We start from the raw sequence: 16,419 nt of genomic DNA, 5'->3' as shown, positions 1-16,419 counted from the left end.
GAACCCCCGACCGGAGCCGGGGGTTCTTCGCTGGGCCTTGCCAGGGTCCTCGGGTGGCGCCGCTCGGCGCGGTGGTCAGCGCTGGGCGGGCTGGGCCTTCGGCGGGATCGGGCGGACCATCTTCTGGGTCGGGCCGTCCGGGGCCTGCGGGGGCTTGTTCTCCTGCTGCTCGCCCTGCTTGCCCGCGAGCTGCACGGTCACCGGGTCGACCTCGGCGGCCTTCTTGTCCACCGGCTTCGGGCGCGCCATCAGCTGGGTCGCCTCCGCGCCCGCGGGCTTCGGCGCCGACCCGGCCGTCACCTGGGACGTCGCGATCGAGGCGGCCACCTGCGTCGCCGCGACCTGCGGGGACGCGCCCGCCTCCTCGGCGGCGCGGGCCTGCTGCTCGTCGTCCAGCGGGTCCAGCAGCGGGGTCACGTCCAGCAGGGCCGAGCGCACCGAGTGCAGCTGCTGCGACAGCCGGTTGCGCAGCTGCTTGAGCGCCTCGACCTTCTGCGTCGCCGACGTCACCCTGCGGTTGGACTCCTCGGTGGCCTCCCGGACCCGGCGGTTCGCCTCGTCCGTGGCCTCCTGCACGCGCGCGGTCGCCTCGGACAGCGAGTCGTGCCGCCTGCGGTTCGCCTCCTCGGTGGCCTCGCGCACCAGGCGCTGGGCCTCCGCGTTCGCCGCCGCCTGCTCCTGCGCGACCTGCGCCCTGATCCGGGCCGCCTCGTCGGTCGCCTCGCGGAGCCTGCGCTCGGCCTCGTTCTTGCTGCCCGCCTCCTGCTCGGCGAGCGTCTTCATCGACTCCACGCGACGGGCCGCCATCGCGATCTCGAAGTCCTCCTCGACCGTGGTGCGGCGCTGCTGCGCCTCCTGGTCGATCCGGCCCGCCTGCTCGCGCGCGTCCGCGACGATCTTCTCGGCCTCGGCGCGCGCGCCCTCCAGCACGCCCCGGTGCTCGTTCTCCATGTCGGCGCGGCGCTGGTCCAGCTCGCCGATCAGGGCGTCGTACCTGCTGCGCAGCGCGCCCGCGTCCGACTCGGCCTTGGCCCGGATGTGCCCGCCCTCGGCCTCGGCGCGCGCCTTGATCTCGTTGGCCTCGTCCTGCGCCAGGCGCAGCATCCGCTGCAACCGCTCGCTCAGCCCCTCCAGCGTGGTGGGGGGCATCGACAGGCGGTCGATCTGGTTGCGCAGGTCCGCCATCTCGGAGCGCGCGGCCTCCAGCTGGCGGGCCAGGTCGCTGGTCTGCGACATGGCCGCGTCGCGGTCGGCGGCGAGCAGGCGCAGGTCGGAGTCGAGGCGCTCCAGGTGCTCCTCGACCTGCCCGCGGTCGTACCCGCGTTTGACGACGTCGAAGCCGGAGCCGAGGGGAACGAGGTCACGGTCGTCGGCGAGGCCCATGCCGCCAACGCTACCCGCTCCGGAAGTCCCACCGGCACTCGAAGGCCGCACAGCGGGACGATCTCCCTTGCCAGGACAGGATCATGGACCGGTGGGCGCGCGGCGCGGGCGTCCGTTCGGGGGCGCTCCGAACGGGTCGGGGACGCCCTGCGGCGCGGACGCCCCGCGCCGCGCGGAGATCAGTGCGCGGCGGGCTCGACCAGCTCGACCAGCACGCCGCCCGCGTCCTTGGGGTGCACGAAGTTCACCCGGCTGCCGCCCGTGCCGCGCTTGGCGCTCGCGTACAGCACCCGCAGGCCCGCCTCGCGCAGCCGCTCGGCCGCCGCGTCCACATCGGACACCCGGTAGGCCAGCTGCTGGAGGCCGGGGCCCGAGCGGTCGAGGAACTTCGCGATGGTCGACTTCGGGCTGAGCGGGGCCAGGAGCTGCACCGCCGTGCCGCCGCCGCCGTCGCCGGGGGCGCGCAGCATGGCCTCGCGCACGCCCTGCTCCTCGTTGACCTCCTCGTGCGCGACGACGAGGCCGAAGGTCTCCCGGTGGAAGGCGATCGCCTCGTCCAGGTCGGGCACCGCGATGCCGACGTGGTCCACCGCCGTGATCAACCCGCTCAGCAGCTCCATGCCCGCGGAGCGTAGTGGCGCGCCCCCCGAGGGGCTTGTGCGCTGGCTCACACCCGTAGTCGCAGGCGGGGGCCGGTACCGTGGTGGCGCTGAGTTAACCAGTGTTCACTCGCGTGGAGGCCGTCGTGTCCCGTGGTTCCGTCATCGTCGCCGGCGCCCGCACCCCGATGGGGCGGCTGCTGGGTTCGCTCAAGGACTTCTCCGCCGCCCAGCTCGGCGGCGTCGCGATCAAGGCCGCGCTGGAGCGCGCGGGCGTCGCGCCCGAGCAGGTCCAGTACGTGATCATGGGCCAGGTGCTCACCGCGGGCGCGGGCCAGATCCCGGCCAGGCAGGCCGCGGTGAACGCGGGCATCCCGATGACCGTGCCCGCGCTGACGATCAACAAGGTGTGCCTGTCCGGCGTGGACGCCATCGCGCTCGCCGACCAGCTGATCCGCGCGGGCGAGTTCGACGTGGTCGTCGCGGGCGGCCAGGAGTCCATGACCCAGGCCCCGCACCTGCTCAAGGACTCGCGCGGCGGGTTCAAGTACGGCGACACCGCCCTCGTCGACCACATGGCCCACGACGGGCTGTTCTGCGCGTTCGACCAGGTCGCGATGGGCGTGTCCACCGAGAAGCACAACGGCCGCCACGGCGTGACCCGCGCCGAGCAGGACGAGTTCTCCGCCCGCTCGCACCAGCTCGCCGCCCGCGCCGCCGAGGCCGGGCTGTTCGCCGAGGAGATCGCGCCCGTCGCCGTCCCGCAGCGCAAGGGCGACCCGGTGCTGGTCAGCACCGACGAGGGCGTGCGCGCGGGCACCACCGCCGAGACGCTCGCCCGGCTGCGGCCCGCGTTCGCGGCGGACGGCACCATCACGGCCGGGTCGGCCTCCCAGATCTCGGACGGCGCGGCGGCCGTGGTGGTCATGAGCAAGGACAAGGCCGAGGAGCTCGGGCTGGAGTGGCTGGCCGAGATCGGCGCGCACGGCGTGGTCGCCGGGCCCGACGCGAGCCTGCACGAGCAGCCGTCCAACGCGATCAAGGCGGCCTGCGCGAAGGAGGGCGTCGACCCCGCCGACCTGGACCTCGTGGAGATCAACGAGGCGTTCGCGGCGGTCGGCCTGGTGTCCACGCGCGAGCTGGGGATCAGCCCGGACAAGGTCAACGTCAACGGCGGGGCGATCGCGCTCGGCCACCCCATCGGCATGTCCGGGGCGCGGATCGCGCTGCACCTGGCGCTGGAGCTGCGCAGGCGCGGCGGCGGCGTGGGCGCGGCGGCGCTGTGCGGCGGCGGCGGGCAGGGCGACGCGCTGATCGTGCGGGTGCCGAAGAAGGGCTGAGCGGCGCCGCGGCGGGGGCGTCCACCCGGACGTCCCCCGCGTGGCGGTGGTCACGGCCCGTGCGCGCGGCTGCGGGGAATGCTTCGGACTCCCGGCGGGACCGGTGCGGTTTCTGGGAGGCTGGCGGGCAGCAGACCCCCAGGAGGAACCCCGTGCACCCCGTGGTCATCGACGTCGGCACCAGGGACACCCGCAAGGCGCTCGTCGGCGGCGTCGTCGCGCTCGTGCTCGGCGTGCTGGCGCTGGTCGGCGCGGTGTCGGCGTACGGGGGCGGCGAGTTCGGCGGTGGCACGATCGCGCTGGTCATCGGCGTGGTCTTCACCGGCATCGGACTGCTGCCGATCATCACCTGGAAGAAGCTCAGCCGCCCGCGCAAGCTCGTCTTCGAGGCGCCGGGCGTGCGCTGGGACGACCCGCGGGGCGCGTCCTGGGCGGTCGGCTGGACCGAGCTGGGCGCGGTGTCGGTCTCCCGCACCAAGGAGCCGATCGTGTCCCCGTCCAACCTCGTGCGCCGGACCATGGTGCGGCTCGACCTGTTCCCCGCCGACCCGGCCGGGTTCGCGGCCAGGCACCCGCAGCTGGCGCGGCTCGCCCTGCAGGACGGGCGGTACCGGCTGCCGCTGGGCGACTCGGCCGGGCTGATCCCGGTCATGGACGGCGCGCTGCGCCAGGCGGCGGGACCGCGCTACCGGGGTGTGGTCGACGAGGGGTTCTCGGTCGGCCTGACCTGAGACCCGAGCCCCCGCTCCGAGAAGCCCCACCCGCCAGTCCGGCCAGTCCAGGAGGAAGCACCGTGCACCCGGTGGTCATCGACGTCGCGGGCCCGTCCACCCGCAAGGCGCTGATCGGCGCGGCCGTCGCGCTCGCGCTCGGCGTGCTCGGGCTGGTCGGCTTCGCCTCGTCCGGCGGGCTCGCCCTGCTGCTCATCGGGGCCGCGCTCGTCGTGCTCGGCCTGCTGCCGCTGCTCGCCTGGAAGAAGCTCAGCCGCCCGCGCAGGCTCGTCGTGGAGGCGCAGGGCGTGCGCTGGGACGACCCGCAGGGCAAGCCGTGGGCGGTCGCCTGGGGCGAGCTGGGCGCGGTGGCGGTGTCGCGGTCGCTGGACGCCGGGATGGCCCGCAGGAGCGCGCCCAGGACGTTCCTGCGGCTGGACCTGTTCCCCGGCGACCCCGGCTTCGCCGCGCGGCACCCGGAGATGGCCCACCTGCTCCGCCGCGAGGACGGCCGCTACCGGCTGCCCGTCGCGGACACCTTCGCGCCGCTGCCGGTGCTGGACGGCGCACTGCGCCAGGCCGCGGGCCCGCGCTACCGGGGCGTGGTCGACGAGCAGATCACCATCGGGCTCACCTGAGCCACCCGCCCGCCACCCGCCACCCGCCGCCCACCACCCGCCGCCCACCACTAGCCGCCCACCACTAGCCCGCCGACCACCGCCCGCCGCTCTCCGCTAGCCGCCGCCCGCCGCTAGCCCTCCGCTCTCCGCTCTCCGCTAGCCCACCGCTCGCGCGGCCAGGTGCGCCTCGTGCTGGGCCAGCGCCTTCGGCCACAGCACGGCCACCTCGTCCGCGTCGAGGACCAGCCCGAACACGTCGGCCAGCGCCGCCGCCCAGTCCCGGCGCGCCTCCAGCACCAGGGTCCGGTCCCCCTCGACCGCGCGCCTGGTCAGGGTCAGCGCCCGCAGCAGGTCGATCCCGGTCGCGTCCACCCGCTGAGCGGTGAACGCCCGGACGAACGGCGAGTCCGGGGACGTCGACAGGTGGTGGTGCCGCGCCGCGAACGTCCCGGTGGTCGTCGGCTCGGACTCGACGTCCACGGCGTGGAAGCTGCCCCTCGGGTCGTGCGTGAACCGCCAGCCCTCGACCAGCGGCGACCCGGCCAGGCCGAACGCGAGCACCTCCTGCCGGTGCTCGCCCGCGCGCAGCGGCAGCGGGTCGAGCAGGCCGTCGCCGAGGCCCGCGTCCACCAGCCAGCGGCCGTCCGGGCAGTCGGCGGCCGGCAGCCCGGAGACGACCAGCGCCAGGTGCGAGCGGTTCAGCTCCGGCGGCTCCCCGGCGCGCCCCTGGACGTGCCCGGCGTGCGCGGTCACCCGGTAGCCCAGCCCCCGCAGCAGCGCGGCCAGCGCCCCGTTCAGGTGGAAGCAGTACCCGCCGCGCCCCCGGTCCACGATCCTGGCCACCGACTCCGCCGGGTCCACCGAGGTCGGGCGGCCCAGTTGGATCTCCACGTTCTCGTACGGCACCCGCGCCACGAACGCCCGGTGCATCCGGCGCAGCGCGTCCGCGCTCGGCGGCTCGGCCACCACGCGCAGTCGCCGCAGCAGCCCCACGACGTCGATCAGCGCCATTAGCTATCCCCCAATCAGGTGAAACGTCGGACTGAGACGACGACAGGGGGTCTTATGCCCCTAGGCAGCTCCGCCCTCCGTGCCCGAACTTAGACACCCGGCACGGGGGCGTGGTCGATCCGGGGGATGGATAAGAGGGTGCGATGCTGGACTCGGCTGGGTTGGAGGTGCTCCCGCACGAGGAGTGCATGCGGCTGCTCGCCACCCAGGGCGTCGGCAGGCTGGTGTACACCGCGAACGCCCTGCCCGTCGTCCACCCGGTGGTCTACGTCGTCGACCGGGGAGCGCTGCTGATGCGCGTCCCGAGGAGCAGCGCCGCGGCGGGGACCCGCGACAGCATCGTGGCGTTCGAGGTCGACCAGATCGCCGACGACCTGTCGTCCGGCTGGTCCGTGCTGGTCATCGGGCACGTCACCGAGGTGGTGGGCGACGACGCGCTGGAGCGGGCCCGCGCGCTGGAGCTGCCCACCAGGGGCATCGAGGGCGGTGACCACTACCTGAGCATGGTCGTCGAGCTCATGACGGGTCGTCGCATTCCAGCGCCGTGACCGATAACCTCGACCCGGTGGGGGACCCGAACGCGACGCGATTAGAAGCGCTGGTCGGTCTGCTGACCGAGCGCTCCGCCGAGGTGGTCGACTCCCAGGAGCGGATGCGCAGGCTGCTCGGCGCGGTCGTGTCGCTGGCCAGCGACCTGTCGCTGCCCGACGTGCTGCGCAGGCTGGTCGAGTCCTCGTGCGACCTCGCGGGCGCGCGCTACGGCGCGCTCGCCGTCGTCGGACCGGACCGGAAGCTGCTGGAGTTCACCGTCGGCGAGGACGGCGCAGCGCGCCCCGGAGGCGCGCCCACCTCGTTCGACCCCGGCGACCCGGCGTTCCTCGGCGTGCCCGTGCGGGTGCGCGGCGAGGTGTTCGGCAACCTCTACCTGACCGACAAGATCGGCGGTGGCGGGTTCACCGAGCCCGACCGCGAGGTCGTCGAGGCCGTGGCCGCAGCGGCGGGCATCACGATCCAGAACGCCCGGCTCTACGAGGAGTCCCGGCAGCGCGAGGTGTGGCTGCGCGCGTCCAACGAGGTCACCAACGCGCTGCTCACCGGCACCCCGGACCGCGACGCGCTGCGCCTGGTCGCGGTGCGCGCCCGGCTCGCCGCCGACGCCGTCAGCGCCGCCATGGCCATGCCCGACGCGGACGGCGAGCTGCACGTGCGGGTCGAGGACGGGGCGCTGCGCGGGTTCACCGTGTCCCGCGAGGGCAGCGCGAGCCGCGAGGTGTTCACCACCGGCAGGCCCAAGGTGCTGGACGAGCTGCCCGGTCACGCCGGGCGCGCGGGCCCCGTCGTCATCGTGCCTCTCGCGGCGGGTGATCGGGTGCTCGGCGTGCTGCTCGTGGTCAGGGGACCGGAGCGCAGCACGTTCGACCGGGGCGACGTGGCGCTCGTGGAGTCGTTCGCCCGGCAGGCCGCGCTGATCCTGGAGTTCACCAAGGCCCAGGGCGCGGGACGGCGCATCGCGGTGCTGGAGGACCGCGACCGCATCGCCCGCGACCTGCACGACCTGGTGGTGCAGCGGCTGTTCGGGCTGGGGCTGGGCTTGCAGGGGTTGAACGGGCTGATCGAGCAGCCGGTGGTCGCGGAGCGGCTGGGGGAGTTCGTCAGCGAGGTCGACCAGACCATCAGGGAGATCCGGCGCACGATCTTCTCGCTCCAGGAGCCGTCCGGGGTGTCCAGCCTGCGCTCGCAGGTGCTGGCGGCGGTGCAGGAGTCGGTGCGGATGCTCGGGTTCGAGCCGGAGCTGGTGGTGGAGGGCGCGATCGACTCGCTGGTCCCCGACGAGATCCGCCCTGACCTGCTGGCGACGCTGCGAGAGGCCCTGGCCAACGCGGCCAGGCACTCCGGAGCCAGGCGGGTAGGGGTCCGGCTCTCCGTGGACGGCGCGGCGACCGCGGTCCGGCTCGTGGTGTCCGACGACGGCGCCGGGCTGCCCGGCGTCCAGGGGCGGCGCATCGGCGGCCTGGTGAACATGCGGGCCCGCGCCGAGCGGTGGGACGGGGTGTGCGAGGTGGAGAGCGAGGAGGGGAAGGGGGTGGTGATCCGGTGGTCGGTTCCGCTGGTGGCCGCCTAGCCCTCGGGGTACGGACGACGTGGGGAGTGCTCGCGGGATGACCATCTCGGTGCTGCTGGTGGACGATCACGAGATCGTCCGGCGCGGGTTATTGCAGCTGTTGCAGGTGGAGCCGGACATCTCGGTCGTCGGCGAGGCCGGGACGGCGGCGGACGCGGTCGCCGCGGCGGCGGAGCTGAAGCCGGACGTGGCCGTGATCGACGTGCGACTGCCCGACGGTTCGGGGGTGGGGGTGTGCCGGGACATCAGGTCCGGAAACCAGCCGCCGCCCGCCTGCCTGATGCTGACGTCGTACGACGACGACGAGGCGCTGTTCGGGGCGATCATGGCCGGCGCGGCCGGGTACATGCTCAAGCAGGTGTCGGGCAACGACCTGGTGTCGGCGATCCGGACGCTCGCGTCAGGCGGCTCGCTGCTGCACGCCGGGGTGACCGCGACGGTGCTGCAACGCCTGCGGGGCGGGCCGGTGGAAGACCCCCGGTACGCGTCGCTGAGCCCGCAGGAGCGACGAATCCTGGACCTGATCGCGGAAGGCCTGACCAACCGGCAGATCGCGGGAAGGCTGTTCCTCGCGGAGAAGACGGTCAAGAACTACGTGTCGTCGCTGCTGCACAAGCTGGGATTCGACCGCCGAACCGAGGCCGGCGTCTACGCGGCCAAGCGCCGCCAGGCAGGTGGCTACCAGCACTACTGAAGCCCCGCCCGTTAGAGGGCAGCCTGCCCAACCGGGAACCTGCCCAACCGGGCTGGGTTTTGCACAGGACCACAGGACCACCGGCGCCCACCGGGCATAGCCGAGACCTCCGGGGGCTGTGTGCGAGCGAAGCGAGCCACAGCCCCCCACTCCCGCGTCCCTCTTCTCCGTTTGGCCTGGCGAAGCCCGAGCACGCTTGTCAAGATGCCGCCGCACTCTGCGGCAGACCACCCGAGTCAAACGGCGTCTTGACGAGCGTGCTTGCCTGAAAGGAGGCCAAACGGAGAAGAGGGACCCGGACCACCGCAGTGGTTTTCCTTAAACCGGACCACAGGACCAACGGCCACCGGCCGGCAGAGCCCGTCCCCCTCTTTTTTGGAGGTCTGCCCCGCCGGCGAGGCGGCATTTGTTCTTATCAACTCGCTCTACTCGCTCTACTCGCGCCCCACACGCCCCACAGCCCGCTTACAGCGGAAACCCGATCAACGCCGGCAGTGCGGTCGTCACCGTGCCCAGTTCGTTCGGTATCGGTAGGGCCGTTCCTGAACAGGTCAGGTCGCGTTCTGGGATCTTGCCGTCCACCAGGAAGTCCTCCACCTCGCGGTCAACGCACGGGTTGTTCCCCACGGCGTACATGCCGTGGTCGCCCTCGTTCAGGACGGTCAGCATCCGGGAGCCCTTCAGGATCTTGTGGGATCTGCGGGCGCCTTCGACCGGGGTTGCCGGGTCGCGTTCGGATTGGACCAGCAGGAGCGGGGGTGCGCCCTCGCCGGTCGGCTTCGGCAGGGTGAGGGGTGGGCGTTTCCAGAAGGCGCAGGGTGCGAGCAGTTGGTGGTAGCCGAAGAACGGGTACCGGGAACCGGTGCGTTCGGCATCGCGGGCCAGGTCCGCGCGTCCACCGTGGAACGGGGTGTCGTTGCAGGCCACGGCGAACAGGGTCGCGTTCTCCGCGTCCGGGTAGCGGCTGGCCAGCGCGGTCAGGGTGGTCAGGGTGGGGAAATCCGAGGCGGCGAGCCGCGGTCCTGAGGCCGACTGCGGCTCGGGGGCCACCACGCCCAAGCGGCGGGCCAGGTCGGCCAGGTCCGGGGTGACCATCGGGAACAGGAGTTTGCGGTACTGGGTCTGGAACGCGGTCTGGTCGAAGGCGATCGCGTCCAGCACCGTCCCGTCCGGGAGGATGAAAGGGGCCTCGGCCAGCTTCGCGCGCACGGCCTCGTAGACCCGCTTCACCTCCCCCGCGGTTCGGCCCAGGCCGTACGCGTCGTGGTGCTTCGCCACCCACGGCAGGTAGTCCACGTCGAATCGGCGTTGGAAGGCCTGGGCGAAGTAGTCGTGGAACATGGTCTGGAACCTGGCCGTGAGGTCGGCGTTCGAGTCGAGCACGAAACGGCCCACGCGCTTCGGGAAGAGGGTCGCGTAGTGCGCGCCCAGCCACGTCCCGCTGGAGTAGCCGACCCAGTCCACGCGGTCCCGGCCCAGCAGGTGGCGCAGGAGGTCCAGGTCGCGGGCGGTCTGCTCGGTGTTGACCACGCGGTGCAGGTCGCCGGAGAGGGTCTGGCAGGTTCGGGCCTGGAGTTCTGCGGCGTCGTAGAGGCGCTCCACGTTCGCGCGGCTGCGGTCGCGGGGGTCGGCGACCAGACGCCAGTTCAGGTTTCCGCAGGTCAGGTTGGTGCTCGCGCCTGCGCCCCGCACGTCGAAGCCGATCAGTTCGGCGGACTCGACCAGGCGTTGCCTGCCCTGGAGCATCAAGGGGGTGAACCTGCCCTGACCGCCGGGGCCGCCGGGGTTGGTGAGCACGCTGCGGCGCGCGTCGTCGTTGCGGAGCCTGCTCACCGCGATGGTGATGGTCCGCGAGTCCTCCGGGTCGCCCCAGTCGCGCGGGGTGCGGTAGGCCCCGCACTCCAGACCCGCCAGGTCGGGTTCCGCGCACGGCGTCCAGTCGATCCGCTGCCGCAGCAGGTGCTCGGCCACGGGCCCGCCACCCACCTCCGCGCCCACCTCGCTGCCCACCTCCACCGGGCCCATCTCCACCGTGCCCATCTCCACCGGGCCCACCTCCGCGCCCGTCGGGGCTGCGGAGGCGGGCACGGGTAACAGCGGGGTGGTGAGCAGCGTGGTCAGCACCACGATGAGCGTTGTGCGCATGTGCTCCCCCTTCGAGGTTCGTCCGCCGCCAACTTCAACGCACGGTGTCCGAACGGCACAAGGGAGTCACCCGTGGGCACAGGTGCTGAGCCGGAACAGCCTCAGTGGTGGTACCGGAGGGTGAGCGTCACAGGGGGAACGTGAAACCCGGCCTGATCGGGGGTGCGGCCTCCGCCACCAGGGGCTCGGGGAGCGGCGTGCCCTGACAGGTCAGGTCCCGCTTCGGGACGACGCCGTCGACCAGGAACGCCTCCACCACGTCGTCCACGCACGCGTTGCCGCCCGCGTACAGGCCGTGGTCGCCCTCGTTCACCACGGTCAGCAGCCGCGAGCCCGCGAACGCCCGGTGCGCCCGCACCGCGCCCTCGACCGGGGTCGCCGGGTCGCGTTCGGACTGGACCATCAGCACCGGCGGCACGCCCTTCCCGTTCGGGGTCGGCAGTGCGATCTGCGGGCGGTTCCAGAAGGCGCACGGGGCGACGGGTTGGTAGTAGCCGAAGAACGGGTAGCGGGCGCCGATGCGCTCCGCGTCCCTGGCCAAGGTCCTGCGGTCGCCCTGGAACGGGGTGTCGTTGCAGGCGATCGCGTGCAGGGTCGCGTTCGCCGCGTCCGGGTGGCGCGCCGCCAGCGCCGCCAGCGCCGCCAGCGCGTTCGACGCGGTCGCGGACCCGGTGGCCTCGGCGCCGCCCACCACGCCCAGCGCGTGCGCCAGGTAGGACAGCAGCGGGGTGAGCTGGGGGAACAGCTCCTTCAGGTACTGGGTCTGGGCGAACAGCAGGTCGAACAGGATCTCGTCGACGACCGTGCCGTCCTCCAGCGCGAACGGCTCGGCCTTGACCTTCGCGCGCACCGCCTCGTAGACCCGCAGCACCTCCTGCGGGGTCGGGCCCAGGCGGTAGTGGGCGTCGTGCTTCGCGACCCACGGCAGGTAGTCGACCTCGAACCGGCGTTGGAAGCCGGGGCCGAAGGAGTCGTTGAGGATCTTCTTCCAGGGGGCGGTGAAGTCCACGTTCGAGTCGAGCACGAACCGCCCGACCCGCTTCGGGAAGAACGTCGCGTAGTAGGCGCCGATCCACGTCCCGCCCGAGTAGCCCACCCAGTCCGCCTGGGCACGGCCCAGCAGGTGCCGCAGCAGGTCCAGGTCGCGCACGGTCTGCTCGGTGGTCACCACCCGGCCGAGGTCGCCCGACCTGGACTGGCACGCGCGGGCCTGGAGCCGCGCCGCGTCGTACAGCAGGTCGGTGTTCGCCCGGCTGCGGTCGCGCGGGTCGGCGATCGTCGTCCAGTCGAGGTTCCCGCAGGTCAGGTTCGTGCTGGCGCCCGTGCCGCGCACGTCGACCCCGATGATCTCGGTGCTCGCGAGCAGCCGCTGGCGGGAGGCGAACCGCAGCGGCAGCCACCGGCCGGGGCCACCGGGGCCGCCGGGGTTGGTCAGCAGGCTCCTGGTGACCCCCTCCGCCGTCCGCAGCCTGCTGACCGCGATCGTCACCACCCGCTGGTCGCCGAGGGCGTTCCAGTCGTACGGCGCGCGGTAGTCGCCGCACTCCAACCCCGGCAGGTCCGGCTCGGCGCACGGGATCCACTCGATCCGCTGGGTCAGGAACCGCTCCGCGACCTGCTTGCCACCCACCGGTGGCCCGGCCTGCTCAGCCTGCCCGACCTGCTCAGGCGACCCGACCTGCCCGACCTGCCCGACCTGCCCGACCTGCCCGACCTGCCCGACCTGCTCGGCGACCGCCCGCGCGGGTAACAGCGAGCCCGCGAGCAGCACCGAAAGCGCGGCGATGAGCGCTCTGCGCATGTCCTCCCCCTTCCGTCGTGCCTCCGCGCCCCACCTCAGCGCACGGTGCCGCACGTCACAAGGCGTCACGCCGTGAGCAGTGGTGCTGACACGACCCCGCCGCAGGTCAGTAATCTCGCCGATGTGGGAGTTTTCCGGAGGAGGCGACCGGCGGCGGTCGCCCGCGAGGTGGTGCGCGACCACACCTACGACGACGCGATCCTGGACATCGCCGCCGAGGAGATGGACGCGGGGCACCTCAGAGCCGCCACCACCGTTCTCGCCGAGTGCCGGGAGGACCCCGAGGTCAGGGCGCTGCGCGTCGAGGTGCTGGGCGAGCACGCCATAGGGCACGCCGACGAGCTGCTCGAACTGGCCAAGTCCAACGAGGACCCCGACCTGTGGCTGCTGGCGGGCACCGCCTTCATCCGCGAGGCCTGGGCGGTGCGGGGGACCGGGCGGGCCGACTCGGTGGGCAAGGACCGGTTCAAGGTCTTCTTCGCGACGTTGCGCAAGTCGGTCGCCCCGCTGCACGAGGCGGCCAAGCTGCTGCCGGGGGACGCGGTGCCGTGGGCGCAGCTCCAGGTGGCCGGGCTCGGCCTGCAGGTCGACCGGGAGCAGAAGGACGAGGTGTGGCGGGAGGTCGTCGCCCGCTGCCCCACGCTCTACCCGGCGCACTGGACCCGGTTGCAGACACTGGCCGCCAAGTGGGGTGGCTCGGCCGAGGAGATGATGGCGTTCGCGCAGGGCAGCGTGGACGCCGCGCCCACCGGCAACCCGGTGGTGGCGATGCTGCCGCTCGCGCACTTCGAGGTGTTCCTGGAGAAGTTCGAGGAGGCCGTCGGGGACCGCAGCGCGCTGCGGATCGCGTCGCTGAAGCTGCGCTACTTCGGGCGGGTGCGCGAGGAGCTGGCTGCGGCTGCCGACCGGTGGACCTCAGCCGACGCGCAGACCCTGCCGCAGCTCCAGCCGCACCCCAGGGCGCTCCAGGCGCACAACCTGTTCGCGGCGGCGTTCGCGCTGGCCGAGGACGCGCCCCGCGCGAAGCGGCACCTGATCGGGATGCGCGACCACGTGCACGACGTGCCGTGGGCGTACGTGGCGTACCTGGCCGACGACCTGGAGCGCGAGTACTCCGAGCTGGCCAACAAGTACCTGTGACGGGCGGGGGCAGGGGCAGGGGCAGGGGCGGGGAAGCGCGCGCCTCCCCGCCCCCGTCGTGGACCGCGCGTCAGCACTCCTGCTTGTAGAAGTACTCCGACTTCGAGTCCATGTCGGCCTTGGTCAGCGCGACGAGGTCGGTCTCGGTGGTCCGCTGGACCTCCTTGCCCTCGATCGCGGCGATCGCGTGCTCGACCCCGGTCTTCCCGATCGTGGCCGGGTCCTGGGCGATCAGCGCCTGCACCACCCCGCCGCGCAGGTCCTCGACCTGCTTGGGGCTGGCGTCGAACCCGATCAGGTTCACCGCGCCGGTCTTCCCCGCGTTGCGCAGCCCGGTCGCCGCGCCCTCACCGGTATTCAGGTTGGTCGCGAACACGCCGATCAGGTCCGGGTACGCCGCCAGGGTCGCGGTCACCTTCGACGCGGCCTGGTCCGGTTCGTTGTCGGTGTACTGCTGGCCCGCGTACTTCAGGTTCGGGTGCTTGGCCAGCTCGGTCTCGAAGCCCTTCGCGCGGGCGTCCGTGGTGCTCGTCCCGGCCTTGGTGTTGAGCACCAGCACCGAACCGGTCTTGTCACCCACCAGCTCGGCCAGGGTCCGCGCGGCCAGCGCGCCGCCCTGCTCGTTGTCCGACGACACCGACGACACCGCGACCGAGGTGTCCACCAGCGCGGTGTCCACCTCCACGACCTTCACGCCCGCGTCCTTGAGCGACTTCATCGGACCGGCCAGCGCGGTGTCGTCCGTCGGGGAGATCAGCACCGCGCCCGGCTTGTTCGCCAGCACGCCGCTGACGATCGGGATCTGCTGGTTCGAGTCGAACTTCGACGGCGCCTGCACGTCGACCTGGTAGCCCGCCGCCTGCGCCGCCTCGCGGAAGCCGCACTCCATGGAGATGTAGAACGGCTCGGCGGTCACGCCGGGGATCAGCACCATCTTCTTGGCGTCCACGTCACCGCCGGAGTCGCCGATCTGCCCGCCACCGCCGCACCCCGCCAGCAGCAGCACCGCCACCGCACCGAGAACCGCTGTCCTCATCGACATGTTCCCCTCCCTGAATCAGCTAGCGCCGGTTCCTGGCCCTTCGCCGCGACTGGTCGAACCACACGGCGGCCACCAGCACCACGGCCACGGCGATCGGCTGCCAGTACACGTTCACGCCCACGATCACGAAGCCCTTGCGCAGCACCGCCGGGATGAACACGCCCAGCACCGTGCCGACGACCGAGCCGACCCCGCCGAACAGGCTGGTGCCGCCCAGGACCACGCCCGCGATCGCGTTGAGGTTGTCGGTGTCGTGGCCGGTGATGGAGGCGACCCGGAAGTACGCCAGCGCCATGAACCCGGCGAGCCCGGCCAGCACGCCCGCCAGCAGGTACACCTTCACCAGGTGCCCGGACACCGACACGCCCGCCCGCCGCACGGCCTCCGCGTTCGAGCCGATCGCGTGGGTGTGCCTGCCGAAGCGGGTCGTGGACAGCAGCAGCGCGCCCACCGCCGTCACCGCCGCCGCGAGCAGCACCAGGTTGGGCACGCCGAACCACGTCCCGGTGCCGAGCCCGTCCGTCAGCACGTCCGGGACGCCGCTGACGTTCGACCCGTCGGACAGCAGCTGGCCCGCGCCGAGCGCCGCGCCGAACGAGCCCAGCGTCACGATCAGCGGCGGGATGCCCGCCCGCGCGATCAGCAGGCCGTTCAGCAGGCCCCACGCCGCGCCGCTCGCCAGCGCCACGACCAGTCCCAGGAGGACGGTTCCCCAGCCCGCGCCGGTGGCGTCGCCGCCGCTGACCGCGTTCATCGCCATCGCCGCCGTGACGCCGGAGAACACCAGCACCGAGCCGACCGACAGGTCGATCCCGGCGGTGATGATCACGAACGTCATGCCGACCGACAGCACCAGCAGGACCGAGGTCTCCACCAGCGTCGTCTGCAGGGTGAACGTGGTCAGCACCGCGTCCGGGCGCAGTGCGCCGAACACCGCGACCAGGACCAGCAGCACCAGGCCGATCCACAGCGTGTTGGAGGTGGCGAGCCTGCGCTTGAGCTCGCCCCTCGGCCGGACGTCCGGCTCCAGCGGGGCCTTCTCCCCGGCGGTCACGACTCCTCCTGGTGCAGCGCCCCGGTCATCGCCCCGACCAGGTCCTCCACGGTCGCGTCGGCCGTCCGGAAGCGGGCCACCCTGCGGCCCAGCCGCAGCACCTCGACCCGGTCGGCCACGGCCAGCACCTCGGGCATGTTGTGGCTGATCAGCACCACCGCGATGCCCTGGTCGCGGACCCGCCGCACCACGTCGAGCACCTTCTCGCGCTGCACCACGCCCAGCGCCGCCGTGGGCTCGTCCATGAACACGAGCCTGCCGGCCCACACCACCGAGCGGGCCACCGCCACGCTCTGCCGCTGCCCGCCGGACAGCGAGCCGATCGGCACGTCCACGCTCTGCAGCGACACGCCCAGCTCCGCGAACGAGGACTGGGCGCGCCGCCGCATCTCCTTCTTGTCCAGCACGCCGAGCCTGCCCAGCAGGCCCGGCTTGCGCAGCTCCCGGCCCAGGTACAGGTTCGCGGCCGGGTCGAGGTCCGGCGCGACCGCGAGGTCCTGGTAGACCGTTTCGACGCCCAGCGCGCGGGCCGCCGTGGGGGAGGGCAGGGACACCGGGTTCCCGTCGAACGAGATCGTCCCGGCGTCCGGCCGCTCCACCCCCGACAGGCACTTGACCAGCGTCGACTTGCCCGCGCCGTTGTCGCCGATCAGCGCGACGACCTCACCGGCCTCGGCCGTGAAGCTCGCGCCCCGCAGGGCCTCGACGCCGCCGTAGTTCTTGACCAGGTCCTTCGCTTCCAACAGGGGTAAACCCAC

General features: G+C 72.9%; 15 protein-coding genes. 7 read left to right on the top strand and 8 right to left on the bottom strand.

What is annotated here, in order from left to right; translation table 11 throughout:
* Window positions 1-75 precede the first annotated feature (75 nt).
* Together AMIR_RS30265 and mce are read right to left on the bottom strand one after the other, a co-directional pair.
* Complete coding sequence (locus AMIR_RS30265; RefSeq protein WP_015804797.1) at window positions 76-1,383, bottom strand: coiled-coil domain-containing protein; 1,308 nt, start codon at window positions 1,381-1,383, stop codon at window positions 76-78.
* 179 nt (window positions 1,384-1,562) lie between these two features.
* Window positions 1,563-2,003, bottom strand: a complete 441-nt coding sequence (gene mce / locus AMIR_RS30260) for a methylmalonyl-CoA epimerase (RefSeq protein ID WP_015804796.1) — start codon at window positions 2,001-2,003, stop codon at window positions 1,563-1,565.
* A gap of 125 nt (window positions 2,004-2,128) precedes the next feature.
* Between mce and AMIR_RS30255 the strand changes: the two genes are divergently transcribed.
* The 3 genes from AMIR_RS30255 (at window position 2,129) to AMIR_RS30245 (ending at window position 4,670) form a co-directional block, all read left to right on the top strand.
* A complete protein-coding gene (locus tag AMIR_RS30255; protein WP_015804795.1) occupies window positions 2,129-3,322 on the top strand; it encodes an acetyl-CoA C-acetyltransferase in 1,194 nt (397 codons plus the stop codon).
* A gap of 152 nt (window positions 3,323-3,474) precedes the next feature.
* A complete protein-coding gene (locus AMIR_RS30250; protein WP_015804794.1) occupies window positions 3,475-4,053 on the top strand; it encodes a hypothetical protein in 579 nt (192 codons plus the stop codon).
* A 62-nt stretch (window positions 4,054-4,115) separates the two neighbouring features.
* Window positions 4,116-4,670, top strand: a complete 555-nt coding sequence (locus AMIR_RS30245; RefSeq protein ID WP_015804793.1) for a hypothetical protein — start codon at window positions 4,116-4,118, stop codon at window positions 4,668-4,670.
* Window positions 4,671-4,808: 138 nt separating this feature from the next.
* Here AMIR_RS30245 and AMIR_RS30240 read toward each other — a convergent pair whose 3' ends face one another.
* The gene (locus AMIR_RS30240) at window positions 4,809-5,663 is read right to left on the bottom strand and encodes an arylamine N-acetyltransferase family protein (RefSeq protein ID WP_015804792.1); all 855 of its coding nucleotides are present in this window, start codon (window positions 5,661-5,663) and stop codon (window positions 4,809-4,811) included.
* A 143-nt stretch (window positions 5,664-5,806) separates the two neighbouring features.
* On the opposite strand from AMIR_RS30240, the gene AMIR_RS30235 reads away from it, so the two are divergent.
* The 3 genes from AMIR_RS30235 to AMIR_RS30225 are packed head-to-tail and all read left to right on the top strand — an operon-like array spanning window position 5,807 to window position 8,479.
* Window positions 5,807-6,211, top strand: a complete 405-nt coding sequence (locus AMIR_RS30235; RefSeq protein WP_015804791.1) for a pyridoxamine 5'-phosphate oxidase family protein — start codon at window positions 5,807-5,809, stop codon at window positions 6,209-6,211.
* 17 nt (window positions 6,212-6,228) lie between these two features.
* Window positions 6,229-7,785 carry a GAF domain-containing protein gene (locus tag AMIR_RS30230; protein WP_041838510.1) on the top strand — a complete coding sequence of 519 codons (1,557 nt, stop codon included), beginning with the start codon at window positions 6,229-6,231 and terminating at the stop codon, window positions 7,783-7,785.
* Between the two features lie 37 nt (window positions 7,786-7,822).
* Complete coding sequence (locus AMIR_RS30225; RefSeq protein WP_015804789.1) at window positions 7,823-8,479, top strand: response regulator; 657 nt, start codon at window positions 7,823-7,825, stop codon at window positions 8,477-8,479.
* A gap of 465 nt (window positions 8,480-8,944) precedes the next feature.
* Here the strand turns inward: AMIR_RS30225 and AMIR_RS30220 are convergent, their stop codons facing one another.
* Together AMIR_RS30220 and AMIR_RS30215 are read right to left on the bottom strand one after the other, a co-directional pair.
* Window positions 8,945-10,624 (bottom strand): alpha/beta hydrolase, encoded by a 1,680-nt coding sequence (locus AMIR_RS30220; RefSeq protein ID WP_015804788.1) that lies wholly within the window; start codon window positions 10,622-10,624, stop codon window positions 8,945-8,947.
* 127 nt (window positions 10,625-10,751) lie between these two features.
* Window positions 10,752-12,425, bottom strand: coding sequence for an alpha/beta hydrolase (locus AMIR_RS30215; RefSeq protein WP_015804787.1), 1,674 nt, complete (start codon window positions 12,423-12,425; stop codon window positions 10,752-10,754).
* 72 nt (window positions 12,426-12,497) lie between these two features.
* Here AMIR_RS30215 and AMIR_RS30210 point away from each other — a divergent pair, with 72 nt between their 5' ends.
* Window positions 12,498-13,565 carry a hypothetical protein gene (locus AMIR_RS30210; RefSeq protein ID WP_245554558.1) on the top strand — a complete coding sequence of 356 codons (1,068 nt, stop codon included), beginning with the start codon at window positions 12,498-12,500 and terminating at the stop codon, window positions 13,563-13,565.
* 70 nt (window positions 13,566-13,635) lie between these two features.
* Here AMIR_RS30210 and AMIR_RS30205 read toward each other — a convergent pair whose 3' ends face one another.
* The 3 genes from AMIR_RS30205 to AMIR_RS30195 are packed head-to-tail and all read right to left on the bottom strand — an operon-like array spanning window position 13,636 to window position 16,419.
* A complete protein-coding gene (locus AMIR_RS30205) occupies window positions 13,636-14,607 on the bottom strand; it encodes an ABC transporter substrate-binding protein (RefSeq protein ID WP_015804785.1) in 972 nt (323 codons plus the stop codon).
* Between the two features lie 19 nt (window positions 14,608-14,626).
* Window positions 14,627-15,661 (bottom strand): ABC transporter permease, encoded by a 1,035-nt coding sequence (locus AMIR_RS30200; protein WP_015804784.1) that lies wholly within the window; start codon window positions 15,659-15,661, stop codon window positions 14,627-14,629.
* Window positions 15,658-16,419, bottom strand: a complete 762-nt coding sequence (locus tag AMIR_RS30195; protein ID WP_015804783.1) for an ATP-binding cassette domain-containing protein — start codon at window positions 16,417-16,419, stop codon at window positions 15,658-15,660. Before AMIR_RS30195 ends, AMIR_RS30200 begins: the two co-directional genes overlap by 4 nt.

It is taken from the genome of Actinosynnema mirum DSM 43827 (genome assembly GCF_000023245.1).
GTDB classification, from domain to species: domain Bacteria; phylum Actinomycetota; class Actinomycetes; order Mycobacteriales; family Pseudonocardiaceae; genus Actinosynnema; species Actinosynnema mirum.
The sequence above is the reverse complement of the archived record's forward strand: the minus strand, read 5'-3'. Positions and strand labels throughout refer to the sequence as shown.

What these genes read in the sequence shown, in the direction of transcription:
- AMIR_RS30265 (WP_015804797.1), bottom strand. Translation starts at nt 1,383, where the DNA reads ATGGGCCTCGCCGACGACCGTGACCTCGTTCCCCTCGGCTCCGGCTTC.
- mce (WP_015804796.1), bottom strand. Translation starts at nt 2,003, where the DNA reads ATGGAGCTGCTGAGCGGGTTGATCACGGCGGTGGACCACGTCGGCATC.
- AMIR_RS30240 (WP_015804792.1), bottom strand. Translation starts at nt 5,663, where the DNA reads ATGGCGCTGATCGACGTCGTGGGGCTGCTGCGGCGACTGCGCGTGGTG.
- AMIR_RS30235 (WP_015804791.1), top strand. Translation starts at nt 5,807, where the DNA reads ATGCTGGACTCGGCTGGGTTGGAGGTGCTCCCGCACGAGGAGTGCATG.
- AMIR_RS30225 (WP_015804789.1), top strand. Translation starts at nt 7,823, where the DNA reads ATGACCATCTCGGTGCTGCTGGTGGACGATCACGAGATCGTCCGGCGC.
- AMIR_RS30220 (WP_015804788.1), bottom strand. Translation starts at nt 10,624, where the DNA reads ATGCGCACAACGCTCATCGTGGTGCTGACCACGCTGCTCACCACCCCG.
- AMIR_RS30215 (WP_015804787.1), bottom strand. Translation starts at nt 12,425, where the DNA reads ATGCGCAGAGCGCTCATCGCCGCGCTTTCGGTGCTGCTCGCGGGCTCG.
- AMIR_RS30205 (WP_015804785.1), bottom strand. Translation starts at nt 14,607, where the DNA reads ATGTCGATGAGGACAGCGGTTCTCGGTGCGGTGGCGGTGCTGCTGCTG.